Annotated in this window: 14 protein-coding genes and 1 tRNA gene; 10 read left to right on the forward strand and 5 right to left on the reverse strand. The window is 62.8% G+C overall.

Features of this window, described 5'->3' with window-relative positions:
- Positions 1-4: 4 nt before the first annotated feature.
- Positions 5-1270, reverse strand: coding sequence for a Vi polysaccharide biosynthesis UDP-N-acetylglucosamine C-6 dehydrogenase TviB (gene tviB, locus BW975_RS02035; RefSeq protein ID WP_076530550.1), 1266 nt, complete (start codon positions 1268-1270; stop codon positions 5-7).
- Positions 1271-1286: 16 nt separating this feature from the next.
- On the reverse strand, positions 1287-2327 hold the full coding sequence (locus tag BW975_RS02040) for an NAD-dependent epimerase/dehydratase family protein (RefSeq protein WP_076533291.1): 1041 nt from the start codon (positions 2325-2327) through the stop codon (positions 1287-1289).
- A 307-nt stretch (positions 2328-2634) separates the two neighbouring features.
- Between BW975_RS02040 and BW975_RS02045 the strand changes: the two genes are divergently transcribed.
- The 5 genes from BW975_RS02045 (at position 2635) to BW975_RS02065 (ending at position 9278) form a co-directional block, all read left to right on the forward strand.
- A complete protein-coding gene (locus BW975_RS02045; RefSeq protein WP_076530552.1) occupies positions 2635-4785 on the forward strand; it encodes a YjbH domain-containing protein in 2151 nt (716 codons plus the stop codon).
- Positions 4782-5462 (forward strand): YjbF family lipoprotein, encoded by a 681-nt coding sequence (locus BW975_RS02050; RefSeq protein WP_076530554.1) that lies wholly within the window; start codon positions 4782-4784, stop codon positions 5460-5462. The genes BW975_RS02045 and BW975_RS02050 overlap by 4 nt, the downstream gene beginning before the upstream one ends.
- A gap of 293 nt (positions 5463-5755) precedes the next feature.
- Positions 5756-6625, forward strand: a complete 870-nt coding sequence (locus BW975_RS02055) for an NAD-dependent epimerase/dehydratase family protein (RefSeq protein WP_076530556.1) — start codon at positions 5756-5758, stop codon at positions 6623-6625.
- Complete coding sequence (locus tag BW975_RS02060; RefSeq protein WP_076530558.1) at positions 6626-7231, forward strand: sugar transferase; 606 nt, start codon at positions 6626-6628, stop codon at positions 7229-7231. It abuts the gene before it with no gap.
- Between the two features lie 175 nt (positions 7232-7406).
- Positions 7407-9278 carry a polysaccharide biosynthesis protein gene (locus tag BW975_RS02065; RefSeq protein ID WP_076530560.1) on the forward strand — a complete coding sequence of 624 codons (1872 nt, stop codon included), beginning with the start codon at positions 7407-7409 and terminating at the stop codon, positions 9276-9278.
- Between the two features lie 248 nt (positions 9279-9526).
- Here the strand turns inward: BW975_RS02065 and BW975_RS02070 are convergent.
- Positions 9527-9612 (reverse strand) — tRNA-Leu (locus tag BW975_RS02070).
- A 151-nt stretch (positions 9613-9763) separates the two neighbouring features.
- On the opposite strand from BW975_RS02070, the gene BW975_RS02075 reads away from it, so the two are divergent.
- The 5 genes from BW975_RS02075 to gltB all read left to right on the forward strand — a co-directional run bounded on the left by BW975_RS02075 (position 9764) and on the right by gltB (position 18174).
- Entirely contained in the window at positions 9764-10759 is a 996-nt protein-coding gene (locus BW975_RS02075) for a complex I NDUFA9 subunit family protein (RefSeq protein WP_076530563.1), read from the forward strand.
- Between the two features lie 62 nt (positions 10760-10821).
- Positions 10822-11625: an undecaprenyl-diphosphate phosphatase gene (locus tag BW975_RS02080; protein WP_076530565.1), complete on the forward strand. Its 804-nt coding sequence runs from the start codon at positions 10822-10824 to the stop codon at positions 11623-11625.
- A gap of 152 nt (positions 11626-11777) precedes the next feature.
- The gene (locus BW975_RS02085) at positions 11778-13211 is read left to right on the forward strand and encodes an NAD(P)-dependent oxidoreductase (protein WP_076530566.1); all 1434 of its coding nucleotides are present in this window, start codon (positions 11778-11780) and stop codon (positions 13209-13211) included.
- The gene (locus BW975_RS02090) at positions 13208-13648 is read left to right on the forward strand and encodes a GFA family protein (protein WP_076530568.1); all 441 of its coding nucleotides are present in this window, start codon (positions 13208-13210) and stop codon (positions 13646-13648) included. The genes BW975_RS02085 and BW975_RS02090 overlap by 4 nt, the downstream gene beginning before the upstream one ends.
- Positions 13645-18174: a glutamate synthase large subunit gene (gene gltB / locus BW975_RS02095; protein ID WP_076530570.1), complete on the forward strand. Its 4530-nt coding sequence runs from the start codon at positions 13645-13647 to the stop codon at positions 18172-18174. The genes BW975_RS02090 and gltB overlap by 4 nt, the downstream gene beginning before the upstream one ends.
- Before the next feature lie 83 nt (positions 18175-18257).
- Here gltB and BW975_RS02100 read toward each other — a convergent pair whose 3' ends face one another.
- Complete coding sequence (locus BW975_RS02100) at positions 18258-19403, reverse strand: iron-containing alcohol dehydrogenase (protein ID WP_076530572.1); 1146 nt, start codon at positions 19401-19403, stop codon at positions 18258-18260.
- Positions 19400-20782 carry an aldehyde dehydrogenase family protein gene (locus BW975_RS02105; RefSeq protein ID WP_076530574.1) on the reverse strand — a complete coding sequence of 461 codons (1383 nt, stop codon included), beginning with the start codon at positions 20780-20782 and terminating at the stop codon, positions 19400-19402. The genes BW975_RS02100 and BW975_RS02105 overlap by 4 nt, the downstream gene beginning before the upstream one ends.
- Between the last annotated feature and the right edge of the window lie 47 nt (positions 20783-20829).

A 20829-nucleotide genomic window follows, 5' to 3' on the forward strand; every position in this document is an offset into this window, starting at 1 on the left:
AAACCTAGGACCGGCTTGCCAGAACCCCCTTGATATCCACCACCGGCGCATCCTCTGCGTGGCAGAATTCGTGCAAGGCCGTGGCTCCCATCTCGCGGAAAACGTCATGCGCCACGGCGAGCATGAGCGCGTCGTAGGCGGCCTTCTCGGGGGTGTCTACCATGTTCAGGCCGTATTCCGCCATCGCCTCGTCCCGATCGACCCACGGGTCATGCACGTCGACCTTGATCCCGTAGCCTTCCAGTTCGGCGATGATATCGACCACGCGGGTATTGCGCAGGTCCGGGCAGTTTTCCTTGAAGGTCAGGCCCATCACCAGGACCCGCGCGCCGCGCACCTTGACGTCCTTGGCGATCATCTCGCGCACCAGCTTGCCCGCGAAGTAAGCGCCCATGCCGTCATTGATCCGCCGGCCAGCCAGCACGACCTCGGGGTGATACCCGATCTCCTGCGCCTTGTGCGTAAGGTAGTAGGGATCCACGCCGATGCAGTGCCCGCCGACCAGGCCGGGACGGAACGGCAGGAAGTTCCATTTGGTCCCCGCAGCCTCCAGCACATCCAGCGTATTGATTCCCATCCGGTCAAAGATCAGGGCCAGCTCGTTCACCAGCGCGATATTGACGTCGCGCTGCGTGTTCTCAATCACCTTGGCCGCCTCGGCAACGCGGATGGACGGGGCCAGATGGGTGCCCGCCGTAATGATGCTGCGGTAGAGCGCATCGACGAACTGCGCCACCTCGGGGGTAGAGCCGGACGTGACCTTGCAGATGCTGGGCAGCCGGTGCTCCTTGTCGCCGGGATTGATCCGCTCGGGCGAGTAGCCGGCAAAGAAATCGACGTTGAACTTCAGGCCCGAGATGTCTTCGAGAATGGGAACGCAATCTTCCTCGGTCGCGCCGGGGTAGACGGTGCTTTCGTAGATGACGACATCCCCCTTGCGCAGGACCCGCCCCACGGTTTCCGAGGCGCGGCGCAGCGGGGTCAGATCGGGGCGCTTATGCGCATCGATCGGCGTCGGAACCGTCACGATGTAGGTGTTGCACCCGCGCAGTGCCTCGATGTCGCTGGCAAAGCTCAGATGCGTTGCCGCCTTCAGCTCGTCGGCTGTCGTCTCGAGCGTGCGGTCGCGGTGATCTTCCAGCTCCGCGATGCGAGCGGCATTGATGTCAAAGCCGACGGTTTCGATCTTGCGCCCGAACTCCACCGCAAGGGGAAGTCCGACATAGCCGAGGCCGATCACGGCGATTTTTGCGGTGTCAGGGGTCAACATGATGCAGAACCTCGGGTCAGATGTTGTAATAGTCTTTGTACCAGGCCACGAAGGCCTTGACGCCGTCGCGGACATTGGTTTGCGGGCGATAGCCTGTCAGCGATTTCAGCAGATCTGCATTTGCCCAGGTCGCGGGGACGTCGCCGGTCTGCATGCCCATGAAGTTGCGGATTGCGGGCTTGCCCAGCTCATCCTCGATCGCCTCGACGAAATCCATCAGCCGCACCTTGTCGGAGTTGCCGATATTCACCACGCGCCACGGCGCGACCGGGCTGAGGCTGTCGCCTTCGGGGACATCCTCCGGCGTATCGGGCCGCTGCGGGGGGGTGTCGATCAGCAGGCGGATGCCGCGCACGAGATCCTCGACATAGGTAAAGTCCCGATACATGTCGCCATGATTGTAAATGTCGATCGGCGTGCCTTCGATAATGCCTTTGGTGAACTTGAACAGCGCCATGTCAGGCCGGCCCCACGGCCCATAGACCGTGAAAAAGCGGAACATCGTCGTCGGTAGATCCCAGAGATGCGCGTAGGAATGCGACATCGACTCATTCGCCTTTTTCGTGGCGGCATAGAAGGTCAGCGGAGTGTCGACCTTCTGCTGCTCGTCAAACGGCATTTCGGTATTCGCGCCGTAGACCGAACTGGTCGAAGCCATCAAGAGGTGTCCGACCCCCAGAGTCCGCGCCGCCTCCATCACGTTGAAGGTACCTATCAGGTTGCTCTCCAGATAGGCGCGGGGGTTCTCGAGGCTATAGCGCACACCCGCCTGGGCGGCCAGGTGCACGATGGCCGTCGGCTGGAAAGCCGTAATCAGCCGCATGACGGCATCCGCATCCTCGAGACGTGCTTCGTGTGCTTCGAAATTCGGGTTCTGAAGGAGCATCTGATGACGGCGCTGCTTGAGCGTCACATCGTAATAGTCGGTCATGGCATCCAAACCGCACACCACATGGCCCTCCGCCAACAGCAGTTTGGCAAGATGGAAGCCAATGAAGCCCGCCGTGCCAGTGATGAACACGCGATGTCGTTTTGGAGGGGTGGGATGATCGGTCATTGCGAGTGCAGCCTTCTTGGTTCCGTAGCCGTGCATCGTGTCCTTAAGTGCCATGGCCGACTTGTGCAACGATAGTCGGCGGCAAGATGATCTGTGGGCGCATTCGCCTTTTTGACCCCGGTCGGCGCCGCCAATATCCGGCCCGGATCGGACTGGCGCCGCCAGCCAGGGGAAGGGTGTCGTTGCAAGATTCCGGGGGGTGCAGCGAATGCACCACTTCCCTCACAATTGGACATCAAGGGTTCTGTGCGGCAATGAGCTATGCTATCCGCAAGGACGGAGAACCAAGGCTAGGGACGGGCGACCAATGACCGCTAAATGCAAGACATCGGCCAAGATGGCTGCGGCTGCTGCATTGCTAGGCTGCGCACCCTTTACGGCGAGCGCGGATCCCCTGACGACCGAACAGACAAATATGTATGGCACGCCCGGCAGCCTGATTGACATGCCCACCTCCGAGATGGCGCCGGACGGTCAATTGTCGACGACCGTATCGGCCTATGGGATGGGATCCAACCTTTCGACGCGTACGACGCTGACGTTCCAGGTGCTGCCCAAACTCAGCGCCAGTTTCCGCTATTCCGCGATCGGTGGATTGGTTCCGATTCCGGGCCGTCCGGCGTTTGACACGCTCTATGATCGCAGTTTCGACATCAAGTATCGGCTGTTCAATGAGACGCGTTATCGTCCGGCCGTCAGCATCGGATTGCGCGATTTCATCGGAACGGGGATCTATAGTGGCGAATACATTGTCGCGACGAAATCTGTGCTGGATGACAAGTTGCGGTTTTCGGGCGGCTTGGGCTGGGGGCGTTTGGGAAGCTATGCCAGCTTTGGCAGTACCGGAACACGGCCGAATGAAACGCTCGGCAAAGGCGGCATTCCTACTTATGACCGGTGGTTTCGTGGTGATGTCGGTGCGTTTGCCGGTGTGTCCTGGAAGGCAACAGAACGGCTGACCTTCAGCGCCGAGTACTCTTCGGATGCCTATGACCGCGAAGTCAGCAGTAACGCTCTCACCCGCCGGACGCCATGGAACTTCGGCGTCAGCTATCGGGTCAGTGAGGCACTTGCGTTCAATGCTTATGCGCTTCACGGCGACGAGATCGGCGCGAGTTTCACGCTGTCGATCAATGCCAAGGAGCCCGCGGTCATCGGCGGAGCCGAAAGTGCGCCGTTGCCGGTATCGCCGCGCGCTGCCGGCAGCGCGTCAGACCTTGGATGGACTTCGGATGAGTCGCGCAAGACGAGCGCCAAGGCGACCTTGACGCAGCTTCTGGATCGCGAGGGGATCAAGACGCATGCACTGTCGCTGGAGGCCCGCGAGGCACATATTCAAATCCGCAACACGCGGTATGACGTGCGCGCGCAGGCAGTCGGCCGCACCGCGCGCGCCATGACCCGCAGCTTGCCGGCTTCGGTCGAGGTTTTCACCATAACTCAGGTGGTCGATGGCATTCCCACAAGCACCACGAGGCTGAGCCGCAGCGATTTAGAGCGGCTTGAAAATGCGCCTGCCGCCGAAATTCTGGAGGTCGCCCGCATCACGGACCCCGTCGAGGCGCCGCAGCCTTCCTTGATGCCTGATGCCTATCCCCGGTTTGAGTATGGCATCGGGCCATATCTGCGGTTTTCGGTATTCGATCCGGAAAACCCCGTGCGTTACAACGCCGGGATCAAGGCGCAGGCAAATTATCATTTCGCGCCCGGCTGGGTTGTGTCGGGTGCAGTATCGCAAAAGGTGATCGGAAACCTCGACGACGTGTCCTTGCCCGGGGCATCCGGCCTGCCGCGCGTGCGGTCGAATGTGGCGCTTTACAATCGGACTGATGAGCCGACGATAGATTATCTGACGGTCTCGAAATACGGGCGTCCGGGGCGCAATTTTTACAGCCGCGTCTCAGCAGGTTACCTTGAACGGATGTACGCGGGCCTCTCGGGCGAGATCCTCTGGAAGCCGCAGGACAGCCGCGTCGCCTTGGGCGCCGAGATCAATTACGTCCAGCCGCGTGATTATGATCAGCAATTCGGGCTGCGCAGTCGATCCACGCCGAATGGCACTATTCCCGAATGGAATGGCCACGTTTCCGCATATTACGATGTGGGATACGGCTTTCACACGCAGCTGGACGTGGGTCAGTATTTGGCAGGCGATTTTGGCGCCACACTATCGGTTGATCGCGTCTTCGCCAATGGCTGGAGCATCGGCGCCTATGCCACCAAAACGGATGTGTCTTCCGACACCTTCGGCGAAGGCTCGTTCGACAAGGGTATCCGCATCGATATCCCGCTATCTTGGGGAATCGGCACGCCGACGCTCCAGAAATCGCGGACTGTGCTGAAATCGCTGTCCCGTGATGGCGGTGCGCGGCTTGAGGTGGATGGCCGACTTTATGATCGGGTCAAGGACACGCATGCGACGGAAATGGCCAAGAGCTGGGGGAAATTCTGGAGATGATCCGACTTACGCGCATTGCGCTTCTGCTGGCTTTCGGATTTGGGCTGTCTGGCTGCGGTAACGCGCCGGGGCGCGATGTGACCGCAGTGTCGATCGTGCAGAACATCGTGTCGGCGATAACGGGCAGTGGCACGGCCGATACACCCGATGCGAATGCCGTCGCGCGGCAGGCTGCGGCGGCCCTGACGAATACCGACGGGCAGGTGGTTGTGCTGGCCATCCCGAACCGGGACGTTCTGACGGCCTTGCAAGAGATCGAGCGGAACGGCGACTACGTCACCTTCGGCAGCGCGGACCGGCGCAGCCTGACCCTGAAGCATGGGATGCTGACGGCAACGCGTGGGCTTGGTTATGATTTGATGTCGGCGGATGTAGAACAAGTCTATCGCCTGATACGCACGCGCACCGAAGGCGCGGCGCCCCGCGTGAACCGTTATCTTGACGGCGAAAACCAGACGCGGCCCCTCTCGGTCTGGTGCCAGATCAAGCAGGGCAACTCGTCCGCCTCCAGTGCCGCGGGCCTACCTGCCGGGACGGTTGGAATGCTGGAATCCTGCGTGTCGGACGGGGCGACTTTCCAGAACAGCTATCAGGTGACACCGGACGGACGCATTGTGCAGTCGCGCCAGTGGATCAGCCCGCTCAACGGATATGTGACCGTTCAGTCGCTGCGATAAAAGAGCGATTCGAATATTTGCCCCTATCGAGAACCCTTGGCTTTGACCCTTGGCCGAGGTGGCTGTCGAGTGTGACGGCTGTCAGTTTTTAGAAAAACTTAGCGTTTGATTAGCTTTTCGAGGCTTAACGTGGAGCCATGACAGCGCTGCCCGTATTGGTGTTTCTTGAATGCGGGCTTAATTCCGAACCTGCTGTTCATTGATTCAACTTGTCGCTGCCAATTGTTTGGCGGGCGCCCCAATGACGGAGTCTCACGCGTGGCCGCAATCTTTTGGGAGACACGGGTACTGCAATGGGCAATCGGACGCTTCTGATCGGCGCCTCCGGACGGGTCGGGCGCATGGTCCTCAAGGCGCTCCGCGCAAACGAAACGCGCGGATGCGCTGTTTCGGCACAATACAAGACAGCAGATTCCGCGATGCGGGACGGGGATTTGATCTGGAATCTCTCAGATGGCTTTGGCCCCTTGCGTGCCTGGATGTGCAAACACGGCACCCCATCCTGCATGACAGTCCTGGCGGGCAGAACGCCAATCACTGGCGACGCGCTGGAGGTGAATGTCTCGATCGCCGGCGCCTACCTTCGCGCTGCTCATGATTGTGGTATTCCGCGCGTCCTGCTGGCCTCGTCCTCTGCGGTCTACGGTGTGGGGCAGGGCACACCGATGCGTGAAGATCATCCGTGCCACCCGAACAGCTTCTACGGGGCCTACAAGCTGATGATGGAAGATGTCGCTGCGGAGTATCGCGCGGCAGGGCTCGAGGTGTGCTGTCTGCGTATCGGCAATGTGGTCGGGGCGGATGCGCTACCGCTTGGCGCTCATTCGGGGTCTGCTATGGGCCGTTTGGCTATCGACTGCTTTGACAACGGGCATGGTCCGCAGCGGTCCTATATGGGCCCGGCCAGCCTTGCCAGCACACTCAGCCAGCTGTCGACTTACCCCGGTCGCCTTCCCTTCGTACTGAACGTGGCGGCGCCCGAGCCGATCCATATGGATACGCTGGCAGAGGCGGCAGGGCTGCGTTGGACCGCGATGCCCGCCGCTGGTTATACGCCGCAGCGCATCGTGCTGGACTGCACCCGGCTGGCGGGCCTTGTCGCGGTGCCTTCGGATGCCGGATCGGCCGCCCGCTTGATTTCCGAATGGCGGGCCTACGGTTAGATGCCCCTCTCCAAACGCCTTTTCGATCTGGTCACATCGGGCGCGTTGCTGCTGCTGCTTTGGCCTCTTCTATTGCTGCTGGCCGCGCTGATTCTTGTGCGTGACGGCCGGCCGGTCTTCTTCGTGTCCGAGCGCATGAAAACACCGGAGGTGGCATTCGGGTTGATCAAGTTTCGCACGATGACCCACGTGAATGCCGATAGCGGCGTATCGGGGGGGGACAAGGCGGCGCGGCTGACCCGCTTTGGTGCCGGCCTGCGGCGGACCCGTCTGGACGAGCTGCCACAGCTCTGGAATGTTCTGCGCGGGGATATCAGCCTTATCGGCCCGCGCCCGCCGCTGCGTCAATATGTCGCCAAATTCCCCGATCTCTACGCCCAGGTGCTGAAATCGCGCCCAGGCATCACCGGCCTGGCATCCCTGGTCTATCACGCGCATGAGGAAAAACTGCTGCGCCCTACTGCAAGCGCTGCAGAAACCGACGCCGTCTATTCGCGCGCCTGCGTCCCGCGAAAGGCGCGCATCGACCTCATTTACCAACGCAGGCGCGGCCTTGGCCTCGATTTATGGATCCTGTCCGCCACGTTGTCCCGAGTATTGCGCTGAAACCCGCGTGTGCCAGCGAAGCCGGTACAACCCTGTGGTCTTTGAGGGTATTGTCTCTTAATCGTTCCGACTCTCGCTCAGGATGAAGTTTTGTTCCTGTTACACGCATTTGCATTCTTGCCGAATGCCGCTAAACGGCAGCGGTGCCACTTAAGGGTCAAGGCCAGTCATTCCCATGATATCGGAAAAGCTTCATAATCTGCCGCGTCTCGCCAAGCGGGCGATCTTTTTGGTGACGGATACACTGCTCGTTCCGATCAGCCTCTATGCCGCTTTCGCGTTGCGCTACGGCACGTTGACGCAAATGGACCGTGTTCAGGATTCCCTGTCCCTTTTTGTGTTGATGACCGTCCTGGGTGGCGTCCTGATCTCGATCTGCAGGCTGCCAAGGATCAAACTGAACGCGCTGGAAATGCGCGCCGTGACCCGAATCGGCACGACCGCGGCCTTGCTGGCGCTTCTGGCAATCACGCTGAGCTATATGCTTGACCTGTCCGGGCCGCGCTCGGTGCCGATCATTTTCTGCGCCGTCTTCTTTCTTGCTTCGCTTGCCACGCGCATCGCCGCCCTCACATTGCTGGGCTGGCTTGAGGACCGTCAGGGCACTCGGCAGCGCGTTGCAATCTATGGCGCGGGCGCGGGCGGCATCCAGATGGCCGCGGCATTGCGCCAATCGCCCGAGGCTCGGCCCGTTCTCTTCATCGACGACAATTCCAACCTTCAGGGTCTGATGACGGCGGGCCTGCCAGTCTATGCGTCGTCCGATCTGAAAAAGCTGGTCGAGCGTCACAGGATCCAGCGCGTCCTTCTGGCCATCCCCTCGATCTCCGAGGAGCGTCGCCGCGCCCTGATCGACAAGCTCGCGGCTCTGGGCCTCGAGGTGCAGGTGCTGCCGTCTTACATCGAGATGATGACCGGCAAGGGCGCGGGCGAGCCTTTGCGCCCCGTAAGCCCCGACGCCCTTCTGGGGCGCGACAAGGTGGATCTGGACACGCCTGAAATCGCCAAGGCCTATGCCGGGCGCACCGTCCTCGTGACAGGGGCGGGCGGCTCCATCGGGTCAGAGCTTTGCCGCCAGTTGATCAACCGCCGTCCCAAGCGCATCGTACTTTTCGAGCATAGCGAGATCGCGCTTTACGCGATCGACCAGGACATGCGCAAACGCGCCGCCGGTGCGGGGGTGGCGATCACTACGCGCCTCGGCTCTGTCACGGATGCAGCGCGGGTCGCCGCCGTCATGAGCGAGTGCGAGGTCGAGATCGTCCTGCATGCCGCCGCCTACAAGCACGTGCCAATCGTCGAGGAAAACGAGCTGGAGGGCGCACGCAACAACGTCATGGGCACCAAGGTGGTGGCCGATGCCGCGATGCGGGCCGGGGTCGAGCGGTTCATCCTCGTGTCGACCGACAAGGCCGTGCGCCCGACCAATATCATGGGCGCATCCAAACGATTGGCCGAACTGGTCGTACAGGATCTTCAGACCCGCACGACCCGCACACGCTTCGCCATCGTGCGCTTCGGCAATGTGCTTGGCTCCTCCGGCTCGGTGCTGCCTCTCTTCGAGCGGCAGATCAAGCAGGGCGGACCGGTGACCGTGACCCATCCCGAGGTGACACGCTTTTTCATGACGATCCCCGAGGCCGCGCGCCTTGTCCTGCTGGCGGGGGCCTATGCAAAGGGCAGCGACGTATTTGTGCTGGACATGGGCGAGCCGCAGAAGATCATCGATATCGCACGCCGCATGGTCGAGATGTCGGGCCGCACGGTCCGCGATTCCAAGACCGGCAAGGGCGATATCGAAATCGAGATCACCGGCTTGCGCCCGGGTGAGAAGCTCTACGAGGAGCTGTTGATCGACGATGACAGCCTCCGTGCGACGCCGCACCCCAAGATCTTGCGCGCCGAAGAGGCAAGTCTGAGCGAGATCGAGACATCGTCGATGCTGCGCGAGCTGGAAAAGACGCTGGAGGCCCGCGATACCGCGCGCCTCCGCCGCCTCATCGCTGCGCGCGTCGATGGCTATCATATCCAGAAGGAAGTGGGTTAGGCGTCACGAGCGGTGCCGGCTTTGCAAGTATCGGCCGAGCGTTACCCGTGATACCGCCAAGAGGGACGGCCTTGGACCCGAGCAGCGCCTTGTCGAAAATCTGGGAACTTAAGGGTGCTCGAACGCTCGGCAAATCAAAGCGCTGCCGTGTGGGACGAAAGCTGGCGCTTGGTTCAACGCGGCAGGGGCCCCCAGGATTCGAAGAGCGGCAAGAAGAATCCGTATTCGAAACCATGTTCTAGGACAAGTGGTGCCCAGGAGAGGACTCGAACCTCCACACCGTTGCCAGTACTAGCACCTGAAGCTAGCGCGTCTACCATTCCGCCACCTGGGCAGGTCACGTGAGGGGCCGTTTAGACGGGGGGCGGGGGCGTGTCAACGGGCTTTTTCGCGCGGGCCCGCCATGTCGCCTTGCCCGCGGGCGCCGGCACGGGTAGGACGGTAGGCGCACAAGAATAGAACTGGGCGCGCCGGAGGCTTTCCTTATGTCGAAACTGGTCACAATCTTTGGCGGATCGGGCTTTGTGGGCCGCTATGTCGCCTACCGCATGGCGCAGGCCGGATGGCGCGTGCGGGTCGCGTGCCGCCGCCCTGAAACGGCCGGGTTCGTGCGCACCTACGGCGTTGTCGGCCAGGTCGAGCCGATTTTGTGCAACATCCGCAACGACGACAGCGTGCGTGACCTCACGCGCGGCGCCGATGCAGTGGTCAATTGTGTTGGCACGTTCGAGCGCAAGGGCAAGAACAACTTCGACGCCGTGCAGGATGCGGGCGCGACTCGCATCGCCCGCATGGCCGCCGAGGAGGGCGTTCAGCATCTCGTCCACCTCTCGGCCATCGGTGCGGATGTGGACGGCGACAGCCTCTATGCCCAAAGCAAGGGCCGCGGCGAGCAGGGCATTCTCGAGCATTTCCCGAATGCCGTGATCCTGCGTCCCTCCATTGTCTTCGGCCCCGAGGACGCGTTCTTCAACCGCTTTGCCGGCATGACCAAGATGGGCCCGGCTTTGCCGGTCGTCGGGGCGGACACGCGCTTTCAGCCGGTCTATGTGGGCGACGTGGCCGATGCTGCCGCGATGGGCGCGCAGGGCAAGGCTGCGCCGGGTATCTACGAGCTGGGCGGACCGGATGTGCACACTTTCCGCGAGTTGATGGAGATGATGCTGCGCGTCATCCGCCGCCGCCGCATGATCATCAATATTCCATTCCTGCCGGCCAAAGGTCTGGGCGCGCTGATGGAACTGGGCCAGACACTGACGCTGGGTCTTTTGCCCGCGCAAATCACGCGCGATCAGGTGACGTCCCTGAAATCCGATAATGTCGTGTCCGACGGCGCCAAAGGTTTCGAAGACCTGGGCATCCAGCAGACTTCGCTCGAGGCGGTTCTGCCGGATTACCTGTGGCGCTTTCGCCCTTCCGGCCAATACGCCGCGATGAAGGAATCGGCCAAGGACGCATCGGGCAAATTGGGCACGCATTGACGCGCTCTGGCCCGCCACGCGCACGGCGCTGAGCGGAGCACACTCCAAGGAAAGACCGCCGTATGTCGGATACCACATTGGTCGCCGCCGCCCTCGGGCTGATCGAAGGCCTGACCGAGTTCATCCCGGTGTCCTCGACTGGTCACCTGCTCTTGACCGGGCATTTCATCGGCTTTCACTCGCCGGGTCGCAGTTTCGAGGTGGTGATTCAATTGGGCGCCGTTCTGGCGCTTCTCAGTGTCTATTTCACGCGGTTGACGCAGGTGCTTGTAGACGCGCCGCACAGCCCCGGCGCCCGGCGTTTTCTCGCCTCGGTCCTGATCGCCTTCCTGCCCGCGCTGGTTGTTGGCGTCATGGCGCACGGCTTTATCAAGGCGGTGCTTTTCGAGACGCCTGTTCTGGTTGCGGTCATGCTGATACTGGGCGGTATCATCCTGATCTTCGTCGACCGGTTCGCGCCAGAGCCTCGCCATCATGATGCGGCGCGCTTGCCGATCTGGACAACGTTCCGTATCGGGCTTTTTCAGTGCCTTGCGATGATTCCCGGCACCAGCCGCTCGGGGGCGACCATCGTGGGTGCGCTGCTGATGGGGGTCGACAAGCGCGCGGCGGCGGAATTCTCGTTCTTCCTGTCGATGCCGACCATGGCGGGCGCGGTGGCGTATGACCTATACAAGAACCGCGACGTGCTGGACCTGAGCGCGATGGGCGATATCGCCGTTGGTTTCGCAATGGCCTTCGTGAGTGGCCTTCTGGTGGTGAAGTGGCTGCTCGGATTCGTCTCGCGCAACGGCTACGCGCCCTTTGGCTATTGGCGAATCGCCATTGGAACGGTGGCTTTGGGCCTGCTCTGGGCCGGGTTTTGAATATATGGTAAGCATTGCTGACATAGTTTACGGTGGCGAGCGGCGAAATTCGGCGGTGTGATAATTAAAACTGTTATATAGGACAGCAATGCTGTCTTTTATACTTCTGGCGCCCGGTCTATTCATCAGCGGCTGAATAGATAGGTGCGCCGATGTCCGACAACCCCATGCTGAAATTCACCACCGTCATGCGCGACATGCCGGAGAAGCGCCCGCCCGATCTGCGCGCGCAGGATTTCCGCGAGATTTACGCTGAATACGCCGCCGACAAGGCACGCGAGCAGTCGAGTCGGTGCAGCCAATGCGGCGTGCCCTATTGCCAGAGCCATTGCCCACTGCACAACAACATCCCCGACTGGCTGCGCCTCACTGCCGAGGGTCGCCTGAAGGAGGCCTATGAGATCAGCCAGGCCACCAACACATTCCCCGAAATCTGTGGTCGTATCTGCCCGCAGGATCGGCTGTGCGAAGGCAATTGCGTGATCGAGCAGTCGGGCCATGGAACAGTCACCATCGGCCAAGTCGAGAAATACATCACCGATACGGCGTGGGACGAGGGCTGGGTTACGCCCGCCGCCCCGACGCAGGAGCGCTCTGAGAGCGTCGGTATCATCGGCGCCGGCCCCGGCGGGCTGGCGGCGGCTGACATGCTGCGCCGCGAGGGCGTGCAGGTGACGGTTTATGACCGCTACGACCGCGGCGGCGGCCTGATGACCTACGGCATTCCTGGCTTCAAGCTGGAGAAGGACGTGGTGATGCGCCGGATGGCGCAGCTTGAAGCGGGCGGCGTGAATTTCCGGCTCAACTGCAACGTGGGCGAGGACATCACTTTCGACGAGATGCGTGCCAAGCACGACGCGCTCATCATCGCCACCGGCGTCTACAAGTCCCGCGAATTGCAGGGGCCGGGATCCGGCGCCAAGGGCATCGTGCGCGCCATCGACTACCTGACGACCAGCAACCGCCAGTCCTTCGGTGATGCGGTCCCCGAATTCGACGATGGCACACTGAATGCCTCGGGCAAGCGCGTCGTCGTGATTGGCGGCGGCGACACGGCCATGGATTGCGTGCGCACGGCGATCCGGCAGGGCGCGACCTCGGTCAAATGCCTCTACCGCCGCGACCGCACGAACATGCCCGGCAGCCAGCGTGAGGTTGCCAATGCCGAGGAAGAGGGCGTCGAATTCGCGTGGCTGAGCCTGCCCAAGGGGTTCTCGGGCGATCCCGTCACGTCGGTGCGCGTGCAGCAGATGCGCCTTGGCGCGCCCGACATCACCGGCCGCCAGTCGCCGGAGGAAATCGAAGGCGCCGTGCATGACGAGCCCGCCGATCTGGTGATCAAGGCGCTGGGGTTCGAGGCCGAGGAACTGCCCGTTCTCTGGGGCCAGCCGGAGCTGCAAGTCACGCGCTGGGGCACCATCAAGGCCGAGTTCACCAGCGGCCGCACGTCACTGCCCGGCGTCTATGCCATCGGCGACATTGTGCGCGGCGCGTCGCTGGTCGTCTGGGCCATCCGCGACGGGCGCGATTGTGCTGATGCGATCATGGCCGATTTTGCCACCCCGCAGGCGGTCGCCGCCGAATGAACAGAGCTGACGAAATCCAGGGCCAATGCCTCTGCGGCGCCGTTCAAATCACGGTGTCCGGCGCGCATGACACCGAGGTCGGTGTGTGCCACTGTTATCGCTGTCAGCGGTGGTCTGGCGGGCTCTACGCCACGTTCGACGCGCCTGTAGACGTCGTCACCGTGCGCGGCCCCGTGACGCGCTACACCGCACCGCATCTCGCCGAGCGCGCCTTTTGCGGCACCTGCGGAAGCAACCTTTGGCTCCGTGACCAAGAAAGCGGCGAGGATTACGAATTGGTCGCCGGCATCTTTCGGGACGCCGCCGCCTATCCGATCAGATCCGAAATCTACATTGATCAGGCCCCGGCGTACGCGGAACTCCAGGGCGAACATCCCCGCAGGACCGCAGCCGATTACGAGGCCCAGCACCCACCCGTTGAAGGAGAGACCTCATGACAAAGTATGACGCCACATGGGCCTCCGAAGAGCAGGCCAAGCGCGATTATCTGGCCGAGAACGGCATGTATGCGCATGAAGAAGAGCATTCCTCCTGCGGGGTCGGCCTTGTCGTCGCCGTCAGCGGCAAGCGGTCGCGCCGCGTGGTGCAGGCGGGCATCAACGCGCTGAAGGCGATCTGGCACCGCGGCGCGGTGGATGCGGATGGCAAGACCGGCGATGGCGCGGGTATCCACCTGCAGATCCCGGTGCCGTTCTTCTACGATCAGATCCGCCGCACTGGGCACGAGCCGCGCGAGGATCAGCTGGTGGCCGTGGGGCAGGTGTTTCTGCCGCGCACGGATTTCGGCGCGCAAGAGGCCTGCCGGACCATCGTCGAGACCGAAGTGCTGCGCATGGGCCACACGATCTATGGCTGGCGCCACGTGCCGGTCAATGTCGATTGTCTTGGGGAAAAGGCGAATGCCACGCGCCCCGAAATTGAGCAGATCCTGATCTCGAACGCCAAGGGCATCGAGGAGGAGGATTTCGAGCGCGAGCTTTATGTCATTCGCCGCCGCATCGAAAAAGCGGTGATCGCCGCCGGGATCGCGAATTTCTACATCGCGTCGCTGTCGTGCCGGTCGATCATCTACAAGGGCATGATGCTGGCCGAGGAGGTCGCGGTCTTCTACCCCGACCTGATGGACGAGCGGTTCAAATCCGCCTTCGCGATTTACCACCAGCGGTATTCGACCAACACCTTCCCGCAATGGTGGCTGGCGCAGCCCTTCCGCATGCTGGCCCATAATGGCGAGGTCAACACGCTCAAGGGCAACCGCAACTGGATGAAGAGCCATGAGATCCGCATGGCCTCCTCCGCCTTTGGCGATCTGGCCGAGGATATCAAGCCGATCATTCCCGGCGGCGCATCGGACAGCGCCGCGCTGGATTCCGTCTTCGAAGTGCTGGTGCGCGCGGGCCGCTCGGCGCCGATGGCCAAGACGATGCTGGTGCCGGAATCCTGGTCCAACCTCGCGCAGGAACTGCCGCAGGCGTGGCGCGACATGTATTCCTACTGCAACAGCGTGATGGAGCCTTGGGACGGACCCGCCGCGCTGGCCATGACGGATGGCCGCTGGGTCTGCGCGGGGCTCGACCGGAACGGCCTGCGCCCCATGCGCTATGTCGTGACCGGCGACGGCCTTGTCATTGCGGGCAGCGAGGCCGGGATGGTGCCGATCGACGAGGGCACTGTGCGCGAGAAGGGTGCGCTGGGGCCGGGCCAGATGCTGGCCGTCGACATGAAGGAGGGCAAGCTTTTCCATGATGTCGAGATCAAGGACAAGCTGGCCGCCGCGCTGCCCTTCGGCGAGTGGGTGGGCAAGATCAACGAGCTGGACGAGGCGTTGGCCGTCGTCAGCGAGGCGCCGATGCATACCGGCGAGGATCTGCGCCGCCGCCAGATCGCCGCAGGCTATACCATCGAAGAACTGGAGCAGATCCTGGCCCCGATGGGCGAGGACGGCAAGGAGGCCATCGCCTCGATGGGCGACGATACCCCCAGCGCGGTGCTGAGCAACCAGTACCGCCCGCTCAGCCACTATTTCCGGCAAAACTTCAGTCAGGTCACGAACCCGCCCATCGACAGCTTGCGCGAATACCGCGTGATGAGCCTCAAGACCCGCTTTGGCAACCTGCGCAACGTGCTGGACGAGAGCGGCGCGCAGACGCAAATCATCGTGCTGGATAGCCCGTTCGTGGGCAACGCCCAGTGGACTGTGCTGATGGAGCAGTTCAGCTCGACCGTCGGGCATATCGACTGCAGCTTCGTCCCCGGTCCGGGCGCCTTGCAGGAGGCGCTGGAGCGTGTCCGCGCCGAGGCCGAGGATGCCGTCCGCAGCGGTGCAGGGCATTTGGTGCTCAGCGATCAGGACGCGGGCGAGGCACGCATCGGCATGCCAATGATCTTGGCCACCTCCGCCGTGCATAGCCACCTGACGCGCAAGGGTCTGCGCACCTTCTGCTCGCTCAATGTACGCAGCGCGGAATGCATCGACCCGCATTATTTCGCCGTGCTGATCGGCGCGGGCGCGACCGTGGTCAATGCCTATCTGGCCGAGGACAGCCTGGCCGACCGGATCGAGCGGAACCTGCTGGATGGCAGCCTGACCGAGGTGGTCGCGCGGTATCGCAAGGCCATCGACCAGGGCCTGCTGAAAATCATGTCCAAGATGGGAATTTCCGTCATCTCGTCCTATCGCGGTGGCCTGAACTTCGAGGCGATCGGGCTAAGCCGTGCCATGTGCGCCGAGTACTTCCCCGGCCTCGTCAGCCGTATCAGCGGCATTGGCGTGACCGGCATCCAGGCCAAGCTGGAGGAGATCCACGCAAAGGCTTACGGCAATGCCAGCAACGTCTTGCCCATCGGGGGATTTTACAAGGCGCGCAAATCGGGCGAGAGCCACGCCTGGGGCGCGCAGAACATGCATATGCTGCAAACCGCCTGCAACACGGCCAGCTTCGATCTGTGGAAGCGCTACTCGGCTGCCATGCAATCGGCCCCGCCGATTCATCTGCGCGATCTGATGGCGATCAAGCCGATGGGCAAGGCCATCCCGCTGGATGAGGTGGAGAGCGTCACCGCGATCCGCAAACGCTTTGTCACGCCTGGCATGAGCCTTGGCGCGCTCAGCCCCGAGGCACACAAGACGCTGAACGTCGCAATGAACCGCATCGGCGCGCGCAGCGACAGTGGCGAGGGCGGCGAGGATCCGGCGCATTTTCACCCCGAGCCGAATGGCGACAACCCCAGTGCCAAGATCAAGCAGGTCGCGTCGGGCCGGTTCGGCGTCACCGCCGAATACCTCAACCAGTGCGAAGAGCTGGAAATCAAGGTGGCCCAGGGTGCCAAGCCCGGGGAGGGCGGCCAGCTGCCCGGCATGAAAGTGACCGAACTGATCGCGCGGCTGCGTCACTCGACCAAGGGTGTCACGCTGATTTCGCCGCCGCCGCATCACGATATCTATTCCATCGAGGATCTGGCGCAGCTGATCTATGACCTCAAGCAGATCAACCCGCACGCCAAGGTCACGGTCAAGCTGGTGGCGCAATCGGGTGTCGGCACCATCGCGGCGGGCGTCGCCAAGGCCAAGGCCGATGTGATCCTGATCTCGGGCCATAATGGCGGCACCGGCGCCAGCCCCGCGACCTCGATCAAATACGCGGGCCTGCCGTGGGAGATGGGCTTGACCGAGGCGCATCAGGTTCTGTCGATGAACAACCTGCGGGGGCGCGTGACGCTGCGCACCGATGGCGGGCTGCGGACCGGGCGCGATATCGTCATGGCCGCCATGATGGGCGCCGAGGAATACGGCATCGGAACCGCGGCACTTATTGCCATGGGCTGCATCATGGTGCGCCAGTGCCAGAGCAACACCTGCCCCGTCGGCGTCTGCACGCAGGACGAAAACCTGCGAGCCAAATTCACCGGCAATGCCGAGAAGGTCGTGAACCTCATCACGTTCTACGCGCAGGAAGTGCGCGAGGTGCTGGCCAGCATCGGCGCGCGCAGCCTCGACGAGGTGATTGGGCGCGCGGATCTGCTGACACAGGTCAGCCGCGGCTCGGCCCATCTGGACGATCTGGACCTCAACCCGATGCTGATCACCGTGGCCAGTCCCGGCGCCCCCTATGACCGCCTGCGACCCCGGCAGGAGGTGCTGGACACGCTGGATGCCGAGATCGTGCGCGATGCCGCGCGCTTCCTCGACGATGGCGAGAAGATGCAGCTGCATTACGCCGTGCAGAACACACACCGCACCGTGGGCACCCGCGTCAGCAGCCATATCGTGCGCAAGTTCGGCATGCGCAATGCGCTTCAGCCCGATCACCTGACGGTCAAACTGTCGGGCAGCGCGGGCCAGTCCCTTGGCGCCTTCGCCGCCCCGGGGCTCAAGCTGGAAGTGTCGGGCGACGCCAACGATTATGTCGGCAAAGGCCTCTCGGGCGGGATCATCGTGGTGCGCCCGCCCATGTCCAGCCCGCTCGATGCAAGCGAGAACACCATCATCGGCAACACCGTCCTTTATGGCGCGACGGCGGGCTACCTCTTTGCCGCCGGCCGCGCGGGCGAGCGGTTTGCCGTGCGCAATTCGGGCGCGCATGTGGTGATCGAGGGCTGTGGCAGCAACGGGTGCGAATACATGACCGGCGGCGTTGCCGTGATCCTGGGCCGCATCGGTGCCAATTTCGGTGCGGGCATGACGGGCGGCATGGCCTATCTCTATGACCCCGAGGGCCGCGCCGCACCGATGATGAACCGCGAAACCATTGTCACGGGCCCGGTGCAGCATCCGCATTGGGAGGCGCAGCTGAAGGCGTTGATCCAGCGCCACGCGGACGAGACCGGCAGCCGCAAGGCACTCGATATCCTGCAGCACTGGGACACCGAGCGTGCGCATTTCGTACAGATCTGCCCGCGCGAGATGCTGGACAAGCTGCCCCATCCGCTGGGGGGTGAAGAGATCGCCGTGCCCGCCGAGTAAGCGCAGCCTGGCGCAATGAAAAAACCCCGGACGCCAATTGGTGCCCGGGGTTCTTTTTTGAGTATTTTAAGAACAATGAAAGCTTAGATGCTCGCCTCGAAGAGCGCGCGCAGGTTTTCCTTGGTCAGCTTGACGGGGTTGCCACCACAGCTGGGATCCTGCACCGCCTCGTCCACCAGATCGCTGATGCGGTCGGCGGTGACACCCATATCCGACAGCTTGCGCGGGATGGCGAGGCTGTCGTTGAACTCCTGCACGAAGGCGCAGAACCCGTCGAAGCCGCCCTCGATATCCAAGTAGGCCGCCGCCGAGCGGAAGCGGTCCCGGATCTCGGGTGCATTGAGCTCCAGCACCGCGGGCATGCAGACGGCGTTGGTCGTGCCGTGATGCGTGCCGAAAACGGCGCCGATCGGATGGCTCATCGCGTGGATCGCGCCGAGGCCCTTCTGAAACGCGGTCGCGCCCATCATGGCGGCGCTCATCATATGCGCGCGCGCCTCAAGATCGCTTCCGTCCTTGTAGGCGCGGGGCAGGTATTCCTTGACCAGGCGCATCCCCTCCAGCGCCATGCCTTGGCTCATCGGGTGGTAATGCGGGCTGCTGAACGCCTCGACGCAATGCGCGAAGGCATCGAGCCCGGTGCCCGCCGTGATGAATTTGGGCATGCCGGTGGTCAGCTCGGGGTCACAGATGACGATCGTGGGCAGCACCTTGGGGTGAAAGATGATCTTCTTCACATGGCTGACCGAGTTGGTGATCACGCTGGCGCGCCCCACTTCGGATCCGGTGCCGGCGGTCGTCGGCACCGCGATGATGGGCGCGATGGCATCGGCATCGGCACGCGTCCACCAGTCATCCACGTCCTCATAGTCCCAGACAGGGCGCGTCTGATGCGCCATGAAGGCCACCATTTTGCCCAGATCCAGCCCCGAACCGCCGCCGAAGGCGATCACGCCGTCATGCCCGCCTTCAAGATAGGCTGTGACACCGGCGGCGAGGTTGATTTCGTTCGGGTTGGGGTCGACATCCGAGAACATGCCGCGGCCAAAGCCCGCACTCTCCATGAGGTCCAGCACCTGCTGCGTGATCGGCAGATCGGCCAGCCCCTTGTCGGTGACCAGCAGGGGCCGCTTGATACCGGCCTGCGCGCAGGCGCCGGGCAGCTCTGATATGCGGCCCGCGCCGAATTTCACGGTGGTGGGGTAGGACCAGTTTCCAGTGAGGTTCATTTTGTCACCTTCTTGAGATGGTAGGATTTGGGGCGCGTCAAATTGTGATAGCCGATGATCGAAAGCCCGCCGCCGCGGCCCGTATCCTTGCAGCCGGTCCAGCACAATCCGGGGTCCAGATAATCGGCCCTGTTCATGAATACGGTGCCCGTCTCGATCCGGTCGCCGATCGCCTGCGCCCGCTCGACATCGGCGGTCCAGAGGCTGGCGGTCAGGCCGAAATTGCTGTCGTTCATCAGCTCCACTGCCTCGTCATCCGAGGCAACCTTCATGATGCCCACGACGGGGCCAAAGCTTTCGTCGTGCATGACGCGCATATCATGCGTAACACCCGTCAGGATCTGAGGCGTCAGGTAGGCGCCACCATCATCGGCGTCCATCTTGGCGATGTGCGCAGTGGCGCCAGCCGCCACAGCCTCGTCGATCTGGTCGCGCACCTCCTTGGCAAAGCGGACATGCGCCATCGGCCCGATGGTCGTCTCGGGGTCCATGGGATCACCCAGTTTGTAGCCCTCGACGATCTTCACCGCCTTCTCGACGAACGCATCGTAAAGGCTCTCATGCACATAGATCCGCTCGATGCCGCAGCAGCATTGGCCCGAATTGAACATTGCCCCGTCGATCAGCGTGTTGACGGCGGCATCGAGGTCCGCATCCTCCATGACATAGCCGGGATCCTTGCCGCCCAGTTCGGTCGCCACAGGAGTAAAGGTGCCCGCTGCAGCGCGCTCCATCTCGCGGCCCCCGCCGACCGAGCCGGTGAAGTTCACGAAATCGACGCCGCCCGCCGCGATCAGACCCGAAGTGGTCTCATGCCCCATAAAGACGTTCTGGAACACATCTTCAGGCACGCCTGCGTCATGAAATGCCTGCGCCATACGCTCGCCCACCAGCAGCGTCTGCGTGGCATGTTTCAGCAGAACCGTATTTCCGGCGATCAGCGCGGGCGCGACCGTGTTGATTGCGGTCATGTAAGGGTAGTTCCACGGCGCCACGACCAGAACCACACCATGCGGCAGCCGCTTGATATAGCGCAGGAAGGTCTCGTCCTCGCCCACCTCGATATCGGCCAGCGCGTCCTCGGCGATCTTCGCCATATGCGATGCACGCTCGTTGAAGCCGCCGAATTCGCCGCCATAGCGGACGGGCCGGCCCATCATGCGGGCCAGCTCGGGCACCACGGCGTCGTTCATCGCGCCCACGGCCTCGACGCCGGCCATGACCAGGCGGATCCGCTCGGCCAGGGGCAGCGCGGCCCAGTTCACTTGCGCGCGGCGCGCGCTGGCGGCGGCGGCCTTGGCCCCGTTCAGATCCAGCGTCTCGCGCGTCGCAAACACCGATCCGTCGATCGGCGAAACGCAGGTCAGTGTCTCACTCATTGCAACCCTATCCAATCCTTCGCAGGGGCCAGTCTTTCTTCTTGCCC

Source organism: Roseovarius nanhaiticus (assembly GCF_900156535.1).
Lineage (GTDB): Bacteria > Pseudomonadota > Alphaproteobacteria > Rhodobacterales > Rhodobacteraceae > Roseovarius > Roseovarius nanhaiticus.

What these genes read in the sequence shown, in the direction of transcription:
- tviB (WP_076530550.1), bottom strand. Translation starts at nt 1,270, where the DNA reads ATGTTGACCCCTGACACCGCAAAAATCGCCGTGATCGGCCTCGGCTAT.
- BW975_RS02040 (WP_076533291.1), bottom strand. Translation starts at nt 2,327, where the DNA reads ATGACCGATCATCCCACCCCTCCAAAACGACATCGCGTGTTCATCACT.
- BW975_RS02045 (WP_076530552.1), top strand. Translation starts at nt 2,635, where the DNA reads ATGACCGCTAAATGCAAGACATCGGCCAAGATGGCTGCGGCTGCTGCA.
- BW975_RS02050 (WP_076530554.1), top strand. Translation starts at nt 4,782, where the DNA reads ATGATCCGACTTACGCGCATTGCGCTTCTGCTGGCTTTCGGATTTGGG.
- BW975_RS02055 (WP_076530556.1), top strand. Translation starts at nt 5,756, where the DNA reads ATGGGCAATCGGACGCTTCTGATCGGCGCCTCCGGACGGGTCGGGCGC.
- BW975_RS02060 (WP_076530558.1), top strand. Translation starts at nt 6,626, where the DNA reads ATGCCCCTCTCCAAACGCCTTTTCGATCTGGTCACATCGGGCGCGTTG.
- BW975_RS02065 (WP_076530560.1), top strand. Translation starts at nt 7,407, where the DNA reads ATGATATCGGAAAAGCTTCATAATCTGCCGCGTCTCGCCAAGCGGGCG.
- BW975_RS02075 (WP_076530563.1), top strand. Translation starts at nt 9,764, where the DNA reads ATGTCGAAACTGGTCACAATCTTTGGCGGATCGGGCTTTGTGGGCCGC.
- BW975_RS02080 (WP_076530565.1), top strand. Translation starts at nt 10,822, where the DNA reads ATGTCGGATACCACATTGGTCGCCGCCGCCCTCGGGCTGATCGAAGGC.
- BW975_RS02085 (WP_076530566.1), top strand. Translation starts at nt 11,778, where the DNA reads ATGTCCGACAACCCCATGCTGAAATTCACCACCGTCATGCGCGACATG.
- BW975_RS02090 (WP_076530568.1), top strand. Translation starts at nt 13,208, where the DNA reads ATGAACAGAGCTGACGAAATCCAGGGCCAATGCCTCTGCGGCGCCGTT.
- gltB (WP_076530570.1), top strand. Translation starts at nt 13,645, where the DNA reads ATGACAAAGTATGACGCCACATGGGCCTCCGAAGAGCAGGCCAAGCGC.
- BW975_RS02100 (WP_076530572.1), bottom strand. Translation starts at nt 19,403, where the DNA reads ATGAACCTCACTGGAAACTGGTCCTACCCCACCACCGTGAAATTCGGC.
- BW975_RS02105 (WP_076530574.1), bottom strand. Translation starts at nt 20,782, where the DNA reads ATGAGTGAGACACTGACCTGCGTTTCGCCGATCGACGGATCGGTGTTT.